This is a genomic window from Demetria terragena DSM 11295 (assembly GCF_000376825.1).
Lineage (GTDB): Bacteria > Actinomycetota > Actinomycetes > Actinomycetales > Dermatophilaceae > Demetria > Demetria terragena.
Genome location: NZ_AQXW01000004.1, coordinates 1619914 through 1639802 on the forward strand (window position 1 = coordinate 1619914; position 19889 = coordinate 1639802).

A 19889-nucleotide genomic window follows, 5' to 3' on the forward strand; every position below is an offset into this window, starting at 1 on the left:
CCCACCCGCGGTTAGGGTGGGCGACGGTGTGCCGGGAAGTCTGGTCGGCCATCCACGCGGGTGACCGGTGGATGCTGTGAACGAGTCCGACCCGAAAGGCCCTCATGACCGAGAAATCCAGCCAGAACCGTCTATTCAGCCGCGGTAGTTGGCCCGAGGCACAGCGCATCGCCGAGCGGCTCCGCGCCGACACCGTCGGCGGGGTCTTGCTCCTGGTGGCCTCGCTCGCGGCTCTGGTATGGGCCAACTCGCCCTGGCGCGACGCGTACACCTCGCTCGGCCAAGCCCACCTCGGCAAGGACTTCCTCGGACTTCACCTCGACCTGAGCCTGGCGCACTGGTCGGCGGACGGCCTGCTCGCGGTGTTCTTCTTCGTCGTCGGGCTCGAACTCAAGCACGAGTTCGTCGTCGGGGACCTCAAGGACAAGCGCCGGGCCGCGGTGCCGATCATCGCCGCAGCCTGCGGCGTCATCGTCCCCGCGCTGGTCTACGTCCTCATCAACGTGGTCGGCAACGGAGATCTCGCGGGGTGGGCGATCCCGAGCGCCACGGACATCGCATTCGCCGTCGCGGTGCTGGCTGTCATCGGAACGCACCTGCCCAGCGGTTTGCGGTCCTTCCTGCTGACGCTGGCGGTGGTGGATGACCTCATCGCCATCCTGATCATCGCGATCTTCTTCACCGAGGAGATCAAGATCGGCTTCCTGCTGGGAGCCCTCCTGCTGGTTGCGCTCTTCGGCTACCTCGCGCACCGTGGCGTGCGCAAGCCGCTCATCCTCATCCCGATCGGCGTCATCTGCTGGGTCTTCATGCTCAGCTCGGGGATCCACGCGACCATCGCCGGAGTGCTCCTCGGGCTGGTCGTCCCGGCCGCGACGAACCGCTTCGGAACCCCGGCCCTGTGCACCGAGTGGGCGCACCGTTGGCAGCCGATCTCGGCCGGACTCTGCGTGCCCATCTTCGCCTTCTTCGCCGCCGGAGTGACCTTCATCGGGGGCGGGTTCACGACGGCGCTGTCCAACCCGATCACGCTCGGCATCATCTTCGGTCTGGTGCTCGGCAAGGTGATCGGCATCTTCGGTAGCACCTTCCTCCTGGCCAAGTTCACCAAGGCCGACCTCGACAGCGACCTGTCCTGGTCGGACGTGTTCGGCATGAGCCTGCTCGGCGGAATCGGCTTCACGGTCGCGCTGCTGGTCGGCGAACTCGCCTTCGGCACCGGTAGCGAGGCTGACGAGTTCGTCAAGATCGGTGTGCTGACCGGCTCGTTCGTGTCGGCCATCCTCGGAGCCATCGTGCTGACCCGACGCAATCGGCACTACCGGACCATGCACGAGAAGGAGACAGTCGACTCCGACTCCGACGGCATTCCCGACGTGTACGACGATCAGCCCAACACCCCGAACAATCTGTAGGGTGACAACGAAGTAGGGTCCTGTGCAGTCCCTTCCCGGGAGCCGCACACGGCTCCGTACCCGGCCACACCAGGAGTAAAGATGGCAGAGCACACCAACGGTGCCGAGCGCACGCTGGGGCAGCTCGTCGCCGACGCGTCGTCCGACCTGTCGGGCATCGTCAAGGGCGAGCTCGATCTGGCAAAGATCGAGCTGAAGTCCGAGGCGCAGAAGGCTGGCAAGGGCGGAGCGATGCTCGCCGTCGCAGGAGTCCTTGCCCTCTACATGCTTGGCTTCTTGCTGACCGCCGGGGCGTGGGGTCTGTACGCCGCGGGGCTCTCCCCCTGGCTCGCGTTCTTGATCGTGGCGCTGGTGCTGCTGGTGATCGTTCTGGTCCTTGCCCTCGTCGGCAAGAAGCAGTTCGACAAGATGCAAGGCGGGCCCAAGTCGGCCATTGATAACGCCCAGAAGACAGTGCAGGCAGTTAAGCCCGCCAAGGGCTGACTGGCCACGCGCCTCTAGACGTCGTCGGGGACTTCCATGACCGAAGACGTCTCGAGCGTCCTGATTGACGGACCCTGGAACCACCGCATGGTGGCTGCCAACGGCGCACGTTTTCATATCGCCGAGGCCGGCACTGGCGGACCCGACCGCCCGCTGGTGCTGTTGCTGCACAGCTTTCCCGAGTTCTGGTGGGCCTGGCGCCATCAGATCCCCGTTCTTGCCGACGCGGGCTACCGGGTTGCGGCCATGGACTTGCGGGGTTATGCCGCCTCCGACAAACCACCGCAGGGTTACGACACGTTCACCCTGGCGGCAGACGCGGCGGCCCTGGTCCGGTGTCTCGGCGAACGTCGAGTGGTGGTCGTCGGGCACGGTTGGGGTGGCTGGATTGCGTGGGCCATGGCGACGATGCAGCCGGATGTCACGACCGCCGTGGCCTCCTTCGGGATGCCGCACCCCCTGGTCATGCGGCAAAGTTCAGCACGCGTCCCGGCTCAAGTGCGGGCCAACCGCTATCTGCACTCCATGCAGATGCCGTTCGTTCCGGAGCGCCAGTTGGTGGCTGGGCCGCGCTACACCCGCAGGGTGATGCGCGCGTGGTCTGGCAGCGACTGGCCCGCGGAGGACCTGGTCCAACGCTACGCGGCCGCGCTCACCCTGCCGTTTGTTGCGCATTCCTCGGCGGAATACTTCCGTTGGATCGTACGGTCGGTGCTGCGCTCCGATGGCCGCCGATTCGTCAATCGGCTGAGTCAACAGAGCCGACTTCCCACCTTGTTCGTCCACGGTGAGGACGACGGATGTGTCCTCCCGGCGTCGACGCTCGGGTCGCAGACCTACTGTCGCGGCCCATACCGCGAGGTTCGGCTACCAGGCGTCGGGCATTTCGTGCCGGAGCAAGCTCCCGAACGCACCAATGAGCTGCTGCTTCAGTGGCTCGCGACGATCTGAAGGACGCGGCGCCGCTAGCGCAGGAAGCGCTGGGGTACCGGCCTCTCATCCTCGAGGTTCCACGGCACGGTGAGTCCCGCGACGTCAAAGAACTCACTGAGCACGATGGCCGTGAAGCCCCAGACGTAGAGATCCCCCACTTCGAACGCTGGCGCAGCGAACTCTCGCGCTGGATGCACGGCCATGAAGCGGTGGGCCGGATCGAGCAACTCGGCTATCGGCACCACGGCGACCCGTTCAACCTCGGCGGCGTCCACCACTCCGACCGGCCGCGGTCGCGCCCACCAGCCGAGCACGGGCGTTACAGAGAAGCCGGTCACGCTCAGCGGAAGCTGCGGCAGCAAGCCAACGACCTCGACGCCAGCCGGATCGACACCGACCTCCTCCTGGGCCTCGCGAAGGGCTGCCGCCACCGGTCCGTCGTCGGTTGGGTCGACGCCGCCGCCAGGAAACGACACCTGGCCCGGGTGCTGGCGCAGGGTCTGCGCGCGTTCGGTCAAGACGACGGTCACGCCGCGGGCGGATGGCCCGAACAACATCAGCACGGCTGACTCCCGACCACCCGTCAGATGTGCACTACGCCGCACGAGGTCGATGTCCTCGGCCGCCGTATCGGCAACACGTTGCAGCCAGTCCGGGACCGTCACCTCCGTCACGACGGTCCAGCCACGGCGCCCGGCGCCAACTCAAACTTCAGCAACGCCGCGGCCTTCTCCGGATCGGTCTCACCGATGCCGTAGGACGGGCACCAGCGCGCGACCGGGCAGGCACCGCACGCCGGTCGCTTGGCGTGGCACATCCGTCGGCCATGAAAGATCAGCACATGACTGAGCATGACCCAGTCCTTACGTGGGAACAGGTCGCCCACCGCGTGTTCGACCTCCACCGGGTCGGTGAGCTCGGTCCATCCAAGTCGCCGAGCCAACCGCCCAAAGTGTGTGTCGACGGTGATCCCAGGAACGCCAAACGCGTTGCCCAACACCACATTGGCCGTCTTGCGGCCGACGCCAGGGAGCGTGACCAGGTCTTTCAGCCGGACGGGAACCTCACCGTCGTAGCGCTCGAGGAGGGCCTGGCCAAGCTTGAGGACGGAGTTGGTCTTCGCGCGATAGAAGCCCGTCGGACGGAGGAGCTCTTCCATCTCACTCCGGTCGGCGCCCGCAAGGGCGGCGGCGTCTGGATAGCGCCGAAACAACTCTGGAGTGACCTTATTGACCCCCACATCGGTGGTCTGCGCCGACAGAATGGTGGCCACCAACAGCTGCAGCGGAGTGTCGAAGTCCAGTTCGCATCGTGCGTACGGGTAGGTCTCACCGAGTACGCGATAGATTTTTCGGGCTCGCCGGGTCAGGCCCACGGGGGTCTCGGCCTGGGTATCGAGGGGGTTCACTCCCCCGACCCTAAGCCGTTCCACTGACACCAGGTGACCCCCGGCATCGAGGCATCTGGCGGGTGACCGCTACTCAGCCCCGGCTCATGGCAGGATGTGTGACGTGGACCTCGATGTACTGCGCAAGGCGCCCTTGTTCTCAACCCTTGACGACGAAGCGGCCGAGGCTCTCCTTGCCTCGATGACGCGGACTCAGTGCGTGCGTGGCACCGCGCTGTTCGACGAAGGAGAAGACGGTGACCGGCTCTATGTCATCGTCGAAGGCAAGGTCAAACTCGGACGTACCTCACCGGACGGTCGCGAAAGCCTGCTCGCCATTCTTGGTCCCGGTGAAATGGTCGGCGAGTTGTCCCTCTTGGATCCGGGTGCGCGTACGGCCACCGCGACGGCGGTAGCCGACTCGGAGTTCGTGGCCCTCGACCACGCCGAGTTCACTAAATACCTCACCGAGCGCCCTGCCGTGGCAGTCAGCATGCTCGGTGCCCTCGCGCGACGGCTGCGACGCACCAACGAGGCGCTGGGCGATCAGGTGTTCACCGACGTTCCCGGTCGCGTCGCCAAGGCGCTCCTCGATCTTGCCGACCGCTTCGGACGACCCAGCGACGAGGGTGTTCTCGTCGCGCACGACCTCACCCAAGAAGAACTCGCTCAGCTCGTCGGCGCCAGCCGCGAGACGGTCAACAAGGCGTTGGCTGACTTCGCCGGACGTGGATGGCTACGCCTCGAAGCACGTGCCGTGCTGCTGCTCGACGTCGAGCGTTTGCAGCGACGCGCCCGCTGATCCCCCGCGGGGTACGACTCAGGCTGGTTCGCCGAACGTCCGCAGGTACTCGATCTGCGCACGCACGGTGAGCCGGGCCGCGGGCCACACGTCCTGAGGAACGTCCGCGTAGACCTTTTGCACGACCGCCTCGACCACGTCTTCGGTGCTACCGGCCTGCTGGGCGCCGTCGTCCAGACAGGCGGCGACCTGGTCGAGGCGGCGACGACGATGGTCCCGGTAGTGCTCCAGTAGCGCTGCCGGTTCCGTGACGACCGGACCGTGGCCTGGCGCGATGACGTCGACAGGCGCCAGTGCCGCCATGCGCTGCAAGGAGTTCAAATAGGCGCCGACTTCGCCGTCGGGGTAGGCAACGACGGAGGTTCCCCGTCCTAGCACCATGTCGCCGGTCAGCAAGACCCCGTCATCCGGCAGGTGGAACGAGATCGAATCGGCCGTATGACCGGGTGTGTGGACCACTCTGATGTCGACTCCGCCAACCGCCAACTGCTCCCCGTCATGAAGCGGATCACCGATGCCCGCTCCGCGCACCGGAGCCCCGGTGAGTTCAGCCCACCGCTGCGCGGCTTCGGTGTGATCGAGGTGGCTATGCGTCAGCAACGTGAGCCCGACGCGCGAGCCCAGCGACTCCACATGATCGAGGACGGCCTTCAGGTGGCCCTCGTCTCGCGGCCCCGGGTCGACCACAGCGACCGCGTCACTGCTGGAATCACCCAGGACCCATGTATTAGTGCCATCAAGAGTCATCGGCCCCGGATTGGGCGCCAAAAGAGCATTAACCCGAGGCGCTGCGTCACCTCGCCACGGTTCACTGTCGGTCATTGCTCCACCGTAGGCCAGGCGTTTGGGTGCACGCTCCGCGGTCGCAGCCAAGACTGAACCTTTACGTTCTGTTGACTCGCCGTTGAATCACCATGCCTTAGCGTGGAAATGCCCGTCGGGGGATCCCGTCCCTTCCATTTGAGGTGTTTCGCATGGATATCACCCGTCCGACTTTGGCTGCCCTGGCCACCGCATTGACATTCACCTTCGCATCCACCACATCCGCAACCGGCGGCACAGTTGAGCCCCATCAGAAGTCAGAAGCTGAGCGTGCCGGCATCGCCCAAGAAGGTGACGCCTTCATGGGCTGGAACAACCCCGCCGAACCCAAACGGTCCAGCAGCCAAACCAGCCCGGGCCGCGCCGCTGCCGCGTCAGTTGAGGGCATTGACGTCTCCAAGTGGCAGGGGAACGTCGACTGGAAGGCCCAATGGGGCCTCGGCCACCGATTCGCCTACGTCAAGGCAACGGAAGGCACCTACAACAAGAGTGCGACTTTCGCCCAGCAGTACAACGGGTCGCACGACGTCGGCATGATCCGCGGCGCGTACCACTTCGCCAACCCGACGGACTCCAGCGGCTCGGTCCAAGCCGATTACTTCGTCAAGAATGGAGGCGGCTGGAGCAGCGACGGCAAGACTCTTCCTGGTGTCCTCGATATCGAATGGAATCCATACGAAGGCAATGACTGCTGGGATATGTCGGCCTCGGCGATGGTGTCCTGGATCAAAAGTTTCACCGCGCGCTACAAGACACTGACTGGTCGAGACGCCGTGATCTACACCAACACCAATTGGTGGAAGCAGTGCACCGGAAACTCCAGCGCCTTTGCAAAGAACCCCCTGTGGATCGCGCGCTACAACTCCACGGTGGGCACCCTGCCCGCGGGGTGGAGCACCTACACCTTCTGGCAGTACACCGATACGCCGATGGATCAGGACGTCTTCAATGGCGACCTCACTCGGCTCAAGGCACTCGCGAAGGGCTAGGTCGGCTCGCTGTTTTCCGGCAGCTGGGCCCGCAGCACCACTGAGTCGCCCTCAACCACTGGCTCTGGCATCACGCGGAGCACCTGTGGCTGATGAGCGACGAACGCGGCGGCGCTGCGGGCCCGTCCGACGCGCTCCACATTGACGATGGTCGGCGGCATCATGCGGTCCTGTTGTGCGGCAACTCTGGCGAGCGCGTCCTCGGGACGCACCCAAGCCACCTGATCGGCTTCGGTGGTTGCATCATCAGCGATCTGCCCCGTGGGGAGCAGCGCGGCGAAGAAGTAGGTGTCGTAGCGCCGCGGTTCAAAGGGTGGCGTCACCCAGTGATCGCGCAACGACAACAGGTCCGAGCGCAGGACCAACTTCCGCCGCGACAGCATCTGGGCGAGGGATTGTTCCTTGGCCAGGAGCGCAGCTCGTTCGGCAGCCCACTCGGCTGCTGTGAGATCTCCGACGACTGAGTCGGCGTGGGGCCCTGCTAGCAGGACCCCACATTCTTCGAAGACTTCTCGGACGGCCGCAATGACGAGTTGCCGGGCGACGGGTTCGGCGACATCGATCCGCGCCGCCCATTCCTGCGGGGACGGGCCTGCCCACGGGATCGCGGTCTCGGCGTCCCGCGCGTCCACGCCACCGCCCGGAAAAACCCACATCGAGGGAGCGAACTCCATCGTGGGCACCCGGCGGATCATGAAGACCTCGACACCAGAGGCGCCACTGGATGCGCTGTCAGGCTCGCCGTCGCGGACCAGCAGAACCGTCGAGGCCAGCCGCGGCGGCACGATGTCCACCTGCTCTCGTGGGTTCGCGAGGTGGGCGCTGGCCTTCTCGGAGAGCCCGCGGCCGACCCGGAAGTCGCGAGGGCGAGCACCCGGGTCGGTCGCACTCATCTCGATCAGTCCTGAACGGCGACGATGACTTCGACCTCAACGGGTGCGTTGAGCGGGAGGGCGGCCACACCGACAGCGGAGCGAGCGTGAATACCCTTGTCGCCAAACGCTTTTCCGAGGAGTTCGCTCGCGCCGTTGATGACCTGCGGCTGGCCGCTGAAGGCGGGGTCGGACGCCACGAACCCGACGACCTTGACCACCTGGACCACCTTGTCAAGATCACCCACCACGGATTTCACCGCAGCGATCGCGTTGAGCGCACAGACCTGCGCGAGGTCTTTTGCTTCCTCGGCGGTGACCTCAGCGCCGACCTTGCCTTCGGTCACGAGCTTTCCGTCAACCATCGGCAACTGGCCGGAGGTATACACCAGGTTGCCTTGCTGCAGCGCCGGGACATAGGCCGCCACCGGCGTGACCACCTCGGGCACGCTCAGTTCGAGGTTGGCGAGGTTCTGCTCAACGGTCGACATCAGATCAGTCATCCCTTCGTTCGCTTGAGGTAAGCGACCAAACCATTCCCGTCGGGCCCTGGCACCACCTGCACCAGTTCCCATCCGTCCTCGCCCCACTGGTCGAGGATCTGCTTGGTCGCGTGAATCATGAGGGGGACGGTTGCGTACTCCCATTTCGTTGCCATGGGGCCACGCTACCGACGTGGGTCGTCCTCGCGCGGCGCGGTCAGCGGGTTGGCTTGAACGGCTGCAGCTCTGGGGTGGCCTGACCGGTGACCATCTGGTCGGCGAGCATCTTGCCGGTCAGTGGGCCAAGAGTGATACCCCACATGCCATGACCACCATTGGTCCAAACCCGCGGTACGGCCGTCTGGCCCACCACGGGCAACCCGTCGACGGTCACCGGACGCGACCCCACCCAGACGTCCCGACGATCTTCGAAGTCGACACCGGTCAGGAGGCCGCGCGCAGATTTCACGATCGCGTCGACGCGATCAATCGACAGGGGTGCATCGGCCTGCTCGAAGGCCATGGTCCCGCCTACGCGCAACCGGTCGCCGTACGGCGTGCAGGCCACCCGCTCAAACGGGAAGTAGATCGGGCCCGCGACGGGGCGGTGGCCCTCTTCTGGAATGCCCACCGACATCGAGTACCCACGGCCGGCGCGCATCTGAACCCGGACGCCGCAATCGCGCGCCAGGTCGGGCAACCACGTGCCGGTCGCCAGCACGACGCCGTCGCCGCTGATCGGCTCACCAGAGACCATCTCAACGGTGACACCCCGCGGGCCGTGCCGGAGGGCGTGCGCGTTGGATCCGACGACGATGCGACCGCCGCGTGCTGCGACTGAGGCGCTCAGCGCCTCGACATAAGCGCCGGGGTCGATGTAGCGCTGGCCAGCAATGCGGATCGCCTTCTCGACCTGATCGGACACGATCGGGTGGCTGGCCCGCAGCGTTGCGTTATCGACTTCGCTGGTTTCCAGTTCCAGGCCGGCATCGTGAATGAGCTCAATCTCGTGTTCAAGCCCGGATGCGTCGCCCGCGCGCAGGAAGGCGGCCATGATGGGCGCCTCGTGGGACGTCGCCTCGACACCACCGTTTTCCAGTTGGTCGAAGGCACTCAGGGCGCGGCTATTCACCGGCACGAACTTCTTCATGGTGGCCATCCACTGGCCCGGGGTGCACCGTCGTCCGAACCCGATAAGGAACCTCATGAGCTGAGCGTCTGGCTTCAGCGGGAGGTAGAGCGGCGAGTCGGGGTCAAGGACAGCCTTCAGGCCGTACTTCAGCACCGAGGGGTCAGATAGGGGTACCGCTAGTCCGGGTGAGAGCCATCCGGCATTGCCCCAGGAACTCCCGGCTGCGATCCCACTGCGCTCGACGACGGTGACCCGCACGTCGTGCTCTTGCAAGAACCACGCGGTCGATAGTCCGACCATGCCGCCGCCGATCACCACGACGTGTGGTTGACCGCTCCCCGCCACTGGACGAAGACGCTCCACCTGTGCCATGCATACCTCTTCTCAAAGCCACCCCGAACGCCGTTGTCCGGGAACCGTGTGCCGCTATGGCCGCTGCACGTCAGCGAGCGTGTCATCCTTCACCTCCAACGCGCCAGTAGGGTCGTTCGGGTGAGCACTCGACTCGAGCGGCTGGGCTCTTGCGCCTCCGCTCCGGCCCGGACCATTTCGTATGGCCAAGACCCTGATCAGGTCTACGACGTACGCGAGCCGCGGCGCCCGCGCGAGGTGACGGTCCTGCTGATCCACGGTGGGTTCTGGCGCCCCGCCTACGACCGTGCCCATACCGCTGCCATGGCAGATTCGTTGGCAGGTAACGGTTTTCACGTTGCGGTCGTCGAATATCGCCGGGCGGCGCGCGGTGGCTGGAACCAGATGCGAGAGGACTTGGTCAGCGCGACCAGGTCCATTCGGCACGAGGCGGACCTGCCCGACCCGCTGCTCACGATGGGTCATTCCGCCGGTGGGCACCTTGCGCTCTGGTTGCAACACCACCCTGTTGCGGACGGACTCCTCGGAACGGTGGCTCTCGCGCCGTGCGCGGACCTCAGGCGGACGTACGACCTCAATCTCGGCGACGGGGCAGCGCAGGCACTCATGGGGTCTGCACCGGACGAGGCTCCTTCAGAGTGGCTGGCCGCCGACCCCGCACGGTGTGGTCAGCCACCGGCCCCGGTGCGCATCGTGCACGGTCGCGCCGACACCATCGTTCCGCTGGAGGTCTCCCGTGCCTACGTCGACCACGTGGGAAGCGCCCACGTCAGTCTCGACACCGTGGCTGGGGCAGGTCACTACGACGTGATCGATCCGGAGTCGGCAGCGTGGGGACGGGTAGTCGAGGCAACCTCGGCGGGACCACCTTCGCCCACCACACTCACCACGTAGGCTCCGATGGCATGACAGGCCCGCGGCTCCACATCGTGAGCGGAAAGGGCGGCACTGGGAAGACCACGGTGGCCGCCTCCTTGTCCACTGCGTTGGCCCGGGCAGGACAACGCGTCCTGCTGTGCGAGGTGGAGGGCCGCCAAGGCATCAGCCAGACGTTCGATGCCCCGCCGTTGGGGGCCGAGGAGGTACGCATCGCGCGGGGTTGGGGAGACGGTGAAGTCGTCGGGCTGTCCGTCGATGCCAAGAGCGCCCTCCTGGAGTACCTGCACCTGTTCTACAAACTCGGTCGCGCGGGCGGACTTCTGGAGCGATTCGGCGTGATCGACTTCGCCACCACCATCGCTCCTGGCGCGCGGGACGTCCTGCTCATCGGCAAGGTTTATGAAGCCGTGGGGCGTACGCCAACCAAGCGTCGCGGGCGCTCCTACGACGCCGTCGTCTTGGACGCTCCGCCCACCGGTCGCATCGGACGCTTCCTCAACGTCGGGGAAGAGGTTGCCGACCTGGCCAAGGTCGGCCCTGTCCGCCAGCAGGCCGACTCAATCATGACCATGTTGCGCTCGCCACGCACGATGGTCCATCTCGTCACGCTGCTCGAAGAGATGCCGGTCCAAGAAACTCTGGAAGCCGTCGAGGAACTGCGCGCCATGCACCTCACCGTCGGGTCCGTGATCGTCAACCAGGTGCGCGAGAGTCCGCTGCGCTCCGAGGCCATGGACGCGCTGCACGAGCCGGATGGGCCAGCACCGCTCGTCGATGACCTCACGAACGCGGGCCTACGTGTCGGCCCGGTCTTGGTCGACGGCCTCACCCAGGCCGGGCGCGACCTTTCAGCTCGGCTCGATCTGGAGGGCCGCGAGCGCCAGCGGATTGCCGAGCTGGAGCTGCCGACCTACGAACTCCCCCTTCTGCCACACGGCATGGACGCTGGCGGCTTGCACGAACTTGGCGAAGCACTCACTGAGCAGGGACTGGTCTAGATGCACACGGCTCCTCCCCTCGATGCCGACCACCTTCTCGGCGACCTCGACCTGCGCACCATCGTGTGCTGTGGCTCTGGCGGCGTCGGCAAGACGACCACCGCGGCCGCGCTAGCCGTACGCGCCGCTGAGGCCGGGCGGCACGTCGCCGTCCTCACCATCGACCCCGCACGACGCCTTGCCCAGGCGCTCGGCCTGGAAGAGATGGGCAACGAGCCCACCGCGGTCACCACGATCGACACCTCAGCCGGTGGCAGCCTCGACGCGATGATGCTCGACATGAAGCGGACCTTCGATGAGGTCGTCATGACTCACGCGGACGCGGACAAGGCCGAACAGATCCTCGCGAACCCCTTCTACCAAGCGGTATCCAGTTCCTTTGCCGGCACCCAGGAATACATGGCCATGGAGCGACTCGGCCAACTCATCGCCGAGCAGGTCGAAGGGCAGCCGCGCTGGGACCTCATCGTGGTCGACACTCCGCCGTCGCGTTCAGCCCTGGACTTCTTGGACGCCCCCAAGCGCCTGGGGTCGTTCCTGGACGGCCGCTTCATCCGGTTGCTGATGGCGCCGGCGCGGGTCGGGGGCCGGGCCTACGTCCGGGTCATGTCGGTCGGCATGTCGGCGGTGACCAGCGCGATGACCAAGATTCTGGGTGCCCAGCTCCTGCAGGACGCCCAGACCTTCGTCGCCGCGCTCGACACGATGTTTGGCGGGTTCCGCGAGCGCGCCGACCACACCTATGCGCTCCTCAAGGACCCCGGGACCGCCTTCGTCGTGGTCGCCACCCCCGACCGGGACGCGCTGCGCGAGGCGTCCTACTTCATCGAGCGCCTCGCCGAGGAGGACATGCCCCTGGCCGGCCTGGTGGCTAACCGGGTGCAGATGACTTATGTGCCATCGCTGTCCGGCTCGCGGGCCATCCTCGCCGCTGAGTCGCTGGAAGGATCCGAAGACAACGGATCTGGCACCTGGAGCGCAGCTGACACCGCCAGCCTGTTGCGCTTGCACGCCAACCTCGATGACCTCGGACGCCGCCATGCGGCGGCAATCGGCCGATTCATCGCAGCCCACCCGACTATCCCGCTGGTTCAGGTGCCGACGGGCGCTCACGACATCAACGACGTCGACGAGTTACGAGAGATCGGCGGCTACCTCACCGGAGACTAGGGAGGATCAACGCTCCTTGGCTTCGGCCAGTTCGTCGGCGCGCGCGGCCTTGAACAGGCTGGCCCACGACGGGACATCCGGGCGGCGCCGCAGCAGGGCGCGGCGTTCACGCTCAGTCATGCCGCCCCACACGCCGTATTCGGTGCGGTTGTCGAGTGCGTCCGCGAGGCACTCGGCGACCACCGGGCACCGTTGACAAATGACCTTCGCAGATTGCTGCGCCGCTCCTTTGGCGAATAACTCATCGGGCGCTCCGTTTCGGCATACGGCCCGAGCCGTCCAATTCGCGTCCCACACCTTGGGGTCTGGCAGCACTGCTGTCATCGTCTTGGTCCTCCTGTCATGTCATCCGGACGGGCATCCGGATGCCTCCCCCACGGGAGAGGTCCCGAGGTGACTCTACGAAGGTGTGGCCCAGATCACCAACCCTTGGAGGGGTGCACAAGGTCATTTGTTATGAACTAGTTGCCTTCCTCACCCCCAAAAGGGTCTGAGATGTGTATTCGGCGGTCGAAGATGTGCTTCCGGCGCGCCTAGATCTGTGTCCAGGGAGTCGCCAGGGTCGCGGGTTACGCTGGAGCTATGCCGTCAGAATCGCGTGTCGCCAAGGTGCTCAGCCTGCTTGGAGCCTTCGTCGCGACCTCCGTGGTCCTCGGTCTCTTGGGTGCTGGCCTCGTTTTGCCTGCTGTCGGCGCCACGGGCCAGGCGACCAAAGAGGGCGTCTCGATGTTCAAGAACTTGCCGGGCGAGTTGGAGGTCAACCCCCTCAACCAGCAGTCCCGCATCCTTGCCATCGACGGCAGCACCATCGCGACGCCGTACGACGAAAACCGCATCGTGGTTCCGATGTCGAAGATCGCGCCCGTGATGCGCCAGGCGCAGGTGGCTATCGAAGACCACCGGTTCTATGAGCACGGCGGCGTGGACCCCGAGGGGATCATGCGGGCGTTTGCCTCTAACGCGGTGAGCGATTCGACCCAGGGCGCCTCCACGCTCACGCAGCAGTACGTCAAGGTGGTCCTGCAGGACCAGGCGCTCAAGCGTGGCGACAAGGACGCAGCCGCCGATGCCGTGTCGCGGACCGGCACCGAGGGATACCTGCGCAAGTTGCAGCAACTGAAGTTCGCGGTCTCGCTCGAGACCAAGATGACCAAGGACCAGATCCTCGGCGGCTACCTCAATACCGTCTATATGGGCGACCAGACCTACGGTGTCGAGGCTGCGGCTCGCAACTACTTCAACGTCTCGGCCGCCAAGCTCAACCTGCAGCAGGCCGCCACCCTGGCGGGCGTGGTTCAGCGCCCCGGCGCCACGGACCCGATCCGCAATCCTGAGGCAGCCAAGGCTCGCCGCAATGTCGTCATCCAGCGGATGGTCGAGCAGAAGATGGTGACGCCGGCCGAGGGCGAAAAAGCCAAAGCCAGCCCGCTGGGGCTCAAGGAGGGCGGGCGGACTGACCAGAGCTGCGCATCCGCCAAGTACGCCTATTACTGCTACTACGTCCAGACCTGGTTGTCTCAGCAGCCTTCCCTGGGCAAGACGCCCAAGGAACGGATGCAGAAGCTGCGTAGTGGCGGCTTGATCATCCAGACCGCGCTGGACCCGAAGAAGATGGCGATCATCGACCGGGAGATCAAGAAGCGGGTTCCGGTTGGCAACGCACAGGACGTGCAGTCCTCAGCCGTCATGGTGGAGCCGGGCACCGGACTCGTCCAGGCGATCGGCCAGAACACCGAATACAGCAACTCCGGAGGTTCGGGGAAGACTTCGGTCAACTACTCCGCACCCTCCGGCGGTACCTCGGCAGGATTCCCGGTCGGGTCGGCTATCAAGATCTTCGCGATCGTCGAAGCCCTGAAGCAAGGTCGCTCGATCAACTCCACGATCAACGTGCCCCGGATGACCGCGAAGAGCGACGAGGGGTCGCCTCGCGCAGTCTTCACCCGCAGCTTGTTTAACGACGACTGCGGTCTGGGGTCAAGCGAGTTGTGGAAAGTCGGCAACTCCCACGCCTCGCCCGCTGGGCCGATGAAACTTGACCGGGCCACCGGTGAATCGGTCAACACGGCCTTTGCGCAACTCACCGGCGAGCTCGGGGCCTGCAAGGTGCGCGACACCATGACCCAACTGGGATTGACCCGGCCCACCGGCGCCCCGATCAAGGCCACCCCGTCCAACATCGTGCTCGGCAGCGACAGTTCTTCGCCGCTGGCGCTGGCCAACGCGTACGCGACCATCGCCGCCGACGGTAAAGAGTGCACCCCGCGCCCAGTGCGTGCGATCAAGACTGCCCAGGGCAAGGAAGTACCCGTCGAGGTCGCGCCGTGCAAGCAGGTCCTCAGCAAGGACGTCGCGCGCGGGACAGCGCAGCTCTTCCACGCGCCGTTCACTGAGCGTCTCGGCACCGCCCGCAAGGTCAAACTTGCAGGCGGTCGGGACGCCTTCGGCAAGACGGGAACGACACAGAACGCCATCGCGTCCTGGTTTGTCGGGTCGACGCCACAACTGACAACAGCGGTGTTCGTCGGACGCGCCAACAACCAGAAGCCCATGAAGGGGATCTCGCTCGGCGGCAAGTACTACCCGGACTTCATCTTCGGAGACACCATTGCCGCGCCGATGTGGAAGGAGATCATGGACGCCACGCTGAAGGGGACACCGAAGAAGTCTTTCCCCAAGCCAAGCGGCTCCATAGCTCAGAACTCGGACAGCGACACTGAGGTCCAAGTGCCGAACACGGCAGGCATGACGCCCGACCAGGCCCAGTCAGCGCTATCGGCCGTCGGACTGGTGCCCATCGGGCCGTGGGGTGACAACGCAGTTGGTGGCTCCAACCCCAAGGCCGGCACCGAGGTGAAGGCAGGCACCCAAGTGCGCCTGCTGACACCGGCTCAATACAGCCGCGATTCAGAGTGATCCCCCGTCCTCGGGGCTAGAGAAGCGCTCGCTTAACGGCCGCCGCGATCCGGCGCTTCTTGGCTCGAAGCAGGCCAGCCCGGTGACGTCGCCAGTTAGGAACTCGCTGGTGTTGTCCCACCACAACCCAGTCTGGGTGCACTCCGAAGGTCCACCTGGATACGGCCGCAGCATCTGTTTCGCTATGGCAATCACGAACGTGGCGTCGATATCCAGTACTGCCGTCGCGCCAAGTTACTCCTCCGCTATCCCTTGACACTCCAGCGCAGGAAAACCTAAACTGATTCCCGTTATACAGATCTCGGGAGGATTTAATAATGCGCTCAAAATTTCTGGCAACTGCTTCGATCGTCGCCTTGTCTGCCATGGTCACACCTTCGGTCGCCCAGGCATCATCGATCACAACTTCTCCGGCGGCAAATGCTTCAAACGCAAGCACTGCAATCACCGAAGAGCAGATTCGGTTCCTTGAAAGGATTGGGAAACCCACTCTCGACGAGATTTCCCGCACTCAGGCGAAGAACTCGGCATCAAGGGCTTTCCCGATCGCGGCAGTCGCTATTGGTGCCGCCGCGTGGTGCGCCAAGGGAGCGCTTGCGAGCGTGCCAACCTCGGTGATCGACGACGTTGCTAATGGAGGCGAAGGCACGGACTACGTCCGAAACGCAATCATTGGCTGCATCGGTGGGGAAATCGGCGGCTTCGTATGGAAGGTCCTTCCGGGGGCAGTCAAGAAGAAGGCCGTCGAACTGGTCGCGGCGTTCATTATTAAGTACATCCGGTAGCCCCATTGAGTTCAGCGGTGCCTTTCATTTTACTTGCACTATTTGGTTTACTTCTGGTCGCATGCAGTCTTATGCTCATCACCGCGCGACGCGGGCTCGTGTGCTCCCCTGAAGACGGGTACGACTATGTGCCTGAATCCGTTCGCTCTAACCCGGACTTGGCTGCGCGCGCAAACTCCGACGTAGGTCGCCACGCTACGTACGGCGCGCTTCTTACCCTTGCGCCCATCGGCTACGCGGTTTGGATGCTTGTGCGGGATGAAGTTGGGGAGACGCCAACCAGTGTCCTCGTGGCTGCCGCAGTGTATGCCGCGGTTATCGGAATGGTGATACTGCTTCCCTTCGAGCGGATGAAGAACTGGTAAGTCGACACCGATGCGGGCGATGACCTCGCGCGTGAAGCACCGGAAGCCTCAGATGATTCCCGCGGCAGGACGGCCGTCATCAACCCGCGAGCGCTCGCTTGACGGCCGCCGCGATCCGACCGCCCTCGGCGCGACCGGCCACCTTGGGCTGGACGAGTTTCATCACCTGACCCATCTGTGCCATGCCGGTCGCACCCGATTCCCGGACCGCCTCGGTGGCGAGCCGGTCGAGCTCGGCGTCATCGAGTTGTGCGGGGAGGTAGCCCTCCAACACGGCAAGTTCGTTGCGCTCGCCGTCGGCGAGTTCTGGGCGGTTCGCGCCGTCGTACGCCTCGGCCGCCTCGCGGCGCTTCTTGGCTTCCTTGGTGATGACCTTCAAGACGTCGTCGTCGGAGAGTTCCCGTGCTTCGGTGCCCGACACTTCAGCGTTGCTCACCGCCGTCAGAGTCATCCGCAAAGTAGCGGTGCGCACCTGGTCGCGTTCGCGCATGGCGGAGGTCAGGTCGGAACGAAGTTGGCTCTTGAGGTCACTCATGCCGTGATTGTCTCCTACCGAAGCCGACACTGCAGACGGGATTTTCAGGGGAGCCTGCGAAGATCGCTCGCATGCCATCTCTGCAACGTGCTGCCGCCGCCACCGTGGGCGTCGGCGCAGCCAGCCTTGCGTGGGCTTCGCTGGTCGAGCGTCACCTCTACGCGGTACGCCGCGCGGTCCTTCCAGTCCTGGCCCCTGGGTCACGCTCGATCCGGGTGCTGCACCTATCCGACCTGCATCTGGTCCCCCGGCAACAACACCGCACCGACTGGGTCCGTTCGCTCACTGGCCTGTCTCCCGACTTCGTCGTCAACACCGGGGACAACTGCTCGGATCCGGATGCCGTACCCGCGGTGCTGCATGCCATGGAACCTCTGCTGGCGGTGCCTGGCGTCTTTGTCCTCGGGTCGAACGACTATTACGCCCCGGTCCCCAAGAACCCGTTCCGGTATCTCATCGGTGGCCACAACGGCCCCGGTGATTCAGCAGAACCCAATTTGCCCGTCGATCGCCTCATCGCGGGCTTTGAGCAGGGTTGGACCAACTTGAACAACCAGCGCGCCGAGGTCACCGTGCGCGGTGTCGATCTGGATCTGGTGGGCGTGGATGACCCGCACATTGGTCGGGATCGCTACGCCGAGGTCTCCCGTCGCGCCGACTCGGGTGCGGGTCTCACCCTTGGCGTTCTGCATGCGCCGTACACACATGTGCTGGACCCCATGAGTGCCGATGGCGCACGGCTCATTCTGGCTGGGCATACGCACGGGGGGCAGGTGGCCGTACCCGGCTTTGGCGCCTTGGCGACCAACTGCGATCTCGACCTGCGCCGCGCGAAGGGCGTCTCCCGTTGGTGGCCCGGGGCCAACGGTCAGCGCTCCGCCCACGCACCGGAGAACGCGTCGTGGATGAATGTCTCCGCGGGACTAGGCCACAGCAAGTACGCGCCGGTTCGGTTTGCGTGCCGCCCGGAAGCCTCGCTCCTGACGTTGGTGCCGCGCTCGGCCTAGCCTGCGTAGGGGTCGCGCGGCTCCGGCTCGTGCACATACGGAAAGAGCTGTGCCCGGTTTTCATCGACCTGAAGTTCCCGCCCCGCAAAGGGGAAGGCGCGCTGCGGGCAGGCGGGTCGTTCGCAGACTCGGCAACCCATGCCGATGGGTGTTCGCGCGCGCGGGTCATCGAGGTCAAGACCATCGGAGTAGACCAGTTCAGAGGCGTACGCCAGGTCGCACCCGAGGCCGACGGCGAACGTCTTGTTGGGTGCGCGAAAGCCGCCGACGGTGCTGGTGACCGTGCGCGCGACCCACAGATAGGCGCGCCCGTCGGGCATCTCGGCCACCTGCCGCAACAGTTCGTCCGGCCGGGAAAAGGAGTCGTAGACCGTCCACAACGGGCAGGTACCTCCCGATTGCGAGAAGTGGAATGGCGTCGCCGACTGCCGCTTAGAAATATTGCCGGCACGATCCACGCGGACCAGTGCGAAGGGCACGCCTCGGCTGTCGGGCCGCTGCAGGGTGCTGAGGCGATGGCAGATCGTCTCGAAGCTCACTTCACACCGCTGCGACAGCAGGTCAATGTCGTAGCGAACTCGTTGCGCGGCCGCGAGGAAATCGGCGTACGGCAAGACCAGCGCCCCCGCGAAATAGTTCGCCAGGCCGATTCGTGCGAGGCGACGGGTGACTGGGCTTTCCATCAGTTCGTCGGTCACCAGGTCATCGATGAGACCTGACACCCGCAACAGTGCGATCTGGCTCGCGGCCTGAAAGGCCTTCTGGTCTGGGCGCAGTTCGTCGGCGATGAGCAGCGTACGGCCGTCCGGATCGAAGCGTCGCTGGCCCTTCACGAGCGAGCGCGGACGTTCCAGCACGTCGACACCAAGGCTGTGCAGGTGCCGGCTCAACTGGTCGTAGCGCTGCCGCGGCACCAGCCCCAGCTCATCGGCCAAGGCCTCGGCATCGCGGTCAAGTTCGTCGAAATAGTTGCGGTGGTGGGCGAAGTAGTCGCGCACGGATTCGTACGGCATCACGGAGGCAACCGGGCCACGTTGGTCACCGAGCCGGGACTCCAGTGCCTCGATGCGCCCCAGGTCACGGCGTCGAGTCGCGCCCAGCCGCAACATCGCGTCGGCGACGTCGGGCATCTGGTCGGCGACCGCCCGAAGGTCAGACGTGGAGGGCCGGGTGAGTTCCGGTTGCGCAGCGAACAGGTCGACCAGAGCCGCGGCAGTGCGCGCCTGTTCATCGGCCGACAACGCCTGCGCTTCGATGCCGAGCACCTCAGCGAGCCGCAGCTGGACGTGCGGGGTGAGCGCGCGGCGATTGTGCTCGATCTGGTTCAGATAGCTGGCCGAGATGCTGGCCCGGCGCGCGAGTGCAGCCTGACTCAGCCCGGCCCGCTCCCGCTCCCGGCGCACCACGAAGCCCGCAAGGTCACTGGTCGCCATAGAGCCACCTTCACAATCTTTACAAGTTGGAGCATCGAACTGTCCGATTTTCGCACTGCGTCTGGGCTTTCGCAGACCAATCACAGTGCATATGTTGTGAAGAGTCCCATTC

21 protein-coding genes are annotated in these 19889 nt (G+C 65.2%); 11 read left to right on the plus strand and 10 right to left on the minus strand.

All coding sequences use genetic code 11. The annotated features are described in order from the left end of the window. The first annotated feature begins 104 nt into the window (after positions 1–104). From nhaA to F562_RS0112070, 3 genes are all read left to right on the plus strand, one after another. Positions 105–1415, plus strand: a complete 1311-nt coding sequence (nhaA, locus tag F562_RS0112060) for a Na+/H+ antiporter NhaA (protein ID WP_018157223.1) — start codon at positions 105–107, stop codon at positions 1413–1415. 81 nt (positions 1416–1496) lie between these two features. Next, entirely contained in the window at positions 1497–1898 is a 402-nt protein-coding gene (locus tag F562_RS0112065; protein WP_018157224.1) for a phage holin family protein, read from the plus strand. A 36-nt stretch (positions 1899–1934) separates the two neighbouring features. Then, positions 1935–2849, plus strand: coding sequence for an alpha/beta fold hydrolase (locus tag F562_RS0112070; protein ID WP_018157225.1), 915 nt, complete (start codon positions 1935–1937; stop codon positions 2847–2849). 14 nt (positions 2850–2863) lie between these two features. Here F562_RS0112070 and F562_RS0112075 read toward each other — a convergent pair whose 3' ends face one another. After that, a complete protein-coding gene (locus tag F562_RS0112075) occupies positions 2864–3505 on the minus strand; it encodes an NUDIX hydrolase (protein WP_018157226.1) in 642 nt (213 codons plus the stop codon). Next, positions 3502–4239, minus strand: coding sequence for an endonuclease III (gene nth / locus F562_RS0112080; protein ID WP_018157227.1), 738 nt, complete (start codon positions 4237–4239; stop codon positions 3502–3504). The genes F562_RS0112075 and nth overlap by 4 nt, the downstream gene beginning before the upstream one ends. A 103-nt stretch (positions 4240–4342) precedes the next feature. Between nth and F562_RS0112085 the strand changes: the two genes are divergently transcribed. After that, positions 4343–5020, plus strand: coding sequence for a Crp/Fnr family transcriptional regulator (locus tag F562_RS0112085; protein WP_018157228.1), 678 nt, complete (start codon positions 4343–4345; stop codon positions 5018–5020). A gap of 18 nt (positions 5021–5038) precedes the next feature. Here the strand turns inward: F562_RS0112085 and F562_RS0112090 are convergent, their stop codons facing one another. Then, a complete protein-coding gene (locus F562_RS0112090) occupies positions 5039–5842 on the minus strand; it encodes an MBL fold metallo-hydrolase (RefSeq protein ID WP_018157229.1) in 804 nt (267 codons plus the stop codon). A gap of 152 nt (positions 5843–5994) precedes the next feature. Between F562_RS0112090 and F562_RS19005 the strand changes: the two genes are divergently transcribed. Beyond that, the gene (locus F562_RS19005; protein WP_018157230.1) at positions 5995–6831 is read left to right on the plus strand and encodes a lysozyme; all 837 of its coding nucleotides are present in this window, start codon (positions 5995–5997) and stop codon (positions 6829–6831) included. On the opposite strand, the gene F562_RS0112100 is transcribed toward F562_RS19005, so the two are convergent. Genes F562_RS0112100 through F562_RS0112115 form a run of 4 tightly spaced genes read right to left on the minus strand, consistent with a single transcriptional unit; the run spans position 6828 to position 9689 of the window. Further along, complete coding sequence (locus tag F562_RS0112100) at positions 6828–7724, minus strand: NUDIX hydrolase (protein ID WP_018157231.1); 897 nt, start codon at positions 7722–7724, stop codon at positions 6828–6830. The genes F562_RS19005 and F562_RS0112100 overlap by 4 nt on opposite strands. A 5-nt stretch (positions 7725–7729) precedes the next feature. Continuing rightward, the gene (locus F562_RS0112105; protein ID WP_026181231.1) at positions 7730–8194 is read right to left on the minus strand and encodes a RidA family protein; all 465 of its coding nucleotides are present in this window, start codon (positions 8192–8194) and stop codon (positions 7730–7732) included. An 8-nt stretch (positions 8195–8202) separates the two neighbouring features. Beyond that, the gene (gene sp36, locus F562_RS20805; RefSeq protein ID WP_018157233.1) at positions 8203–8361 is read right to left on the minus strand and encodes a Sp36 family protein; all 159 of its coding nucleotides are present in this window, start codon (positions 8359–8361) and stop codon (positions 8203–8205) included. A 41-nt stretch (positions 8362–8402) separates the two neighbouring features. After that, positions 8403–9689 carry an NAD(P)/FAD-dependent oxidoreductase gene (locus tag F562_RS0112115; protein WP_018157234.1) on the minus strand — a complete coding sequence of 429 codons (1287 nt, stop codon included), beginning with the start codon at positions 9687–9689 and terminating at the stop codon, positions 8403–8405. A gap of 120 nt (positions 9690–9809) precedes the next feature. Here F562_RS0112115 and F562_RS19010 point away from each other — a divergent pair, with 120 nt between their 5' ends. Genes F562_RS19010 through bagB form a run of 3 tightly spaced genes read left to right on the plus strand, consistent with a single transcriptional unit; the run spans position 9810 to position 12736 of the window. Continuing rightward, positions 9810–10583, plus strand: coding sequence for an alpha/beta hydrolase family protein (locus tag F562_RS19010; protein WP_169333384.1), 774 nt, complete (start codon positions 9810–9812; stop codon positions 10581–10583). An 11-nt stretch (positions 10584–10594) separates the two neighbouring features. Next, a complete protein-coding gene (gene bagA / locus F562_RS0112125; protein ID WP_026181233.1) occupies positions 10595–11566 on the plus strand; it encodes an ATPase BagA in 972 nt (323 codons plus the stop codon). Continuing rightward, positions 11567–12736, plus strand: coding sequence for an ArsA family ATPase (bagB, locus tag F562_RS0112130; RefSeq protein ID WP_018157237.1), 1170 nt, complete (start codon positions 11567–11569; stop codon positions 12734–12736). Positions 12737–12742: 6 nt separating this feature from the next. Here the strand turns inward: bagB and F562_RS0112135 are convergent, their stop codons facing one another. Beyond that, a complete protein-coding gene (locus tag F562_RS0112135; RefSeq protein WP_018157238.1) occupies positions 12743–13060 on the minus strand; it encodes a WhiB family transcriptional regulator in 318 nt (105 codons plus the stop codon). 258 nt (positions 13061–13318) lie between these two features. Between F562_RS0112135 and F562_RS19015 the strand changes: the two genes are divergently transcribed. After that, a complete protein-coding gene (locus F562_RS19015; protein ID WP_018157239.1) occupies positions 13319–15652 on the plus strand; it encodes a transglycosylase domain-containing protein in 2334 nt (777 codons plus the stop codon). A 317-nt stretch (positions 15653–15969) separates the two neighbouring features. Then, on the plus strand, positions 15970–16437 hold the full coding sequence (locus tag F562_RS0112145; protein WP_018157240.1) for a hypothetical protein: 468 nt from the start codon (positions 15970–15972) through the stop codon (positions 16435–16437). Positions 16438–16881: 444 nt separating this feature from the next. Here the strand turns inward: F562_RS0112145 and F562_RS0112155 are convergent, their stop codons facing one another. Then, entirely contained in the window at positions 16882–17337 is a 456-nt protein-coding gene (locus F562_RS0112155; RefSeq protein ID WP_018157242.1) for a GatB/YqeY domain-containing protein, read from the minus strand. 71 nt (positions 17338–17408) lie between these two features. On the opposite strand from F562_RS0112155, the gene F562_RS0112160 reads away from it, so the two are divergent. Further along, positions 17409–18344 (plus strand): metallophosphoesterase, encoded by a 936-nt coding sequence (locus tag F562_RS0112160; protein WP_018157243.1) that lies wholly within the window; start codon positions 17409–17411, stop codon positions 18342–18344. Here F562_RS0112160 and F562_RS0112165 read toward each other — a convergent pair. Then, entirely contained in the window at positions 18341–19777 is a 1437-nt protein-coding gene (locus tag F562_RS0112165) for a short-chain fatty acyl-CoA regulator family protein (protein WP_018157244.1), read from the minus strand. The two genes, F562_RS0112160 and F562_RS0112165, sit on opposite strands and share 4 nt — an antisense overlap. Between the last annotated feature and the right edge of the window lie 112 nt (positions 19778–19889).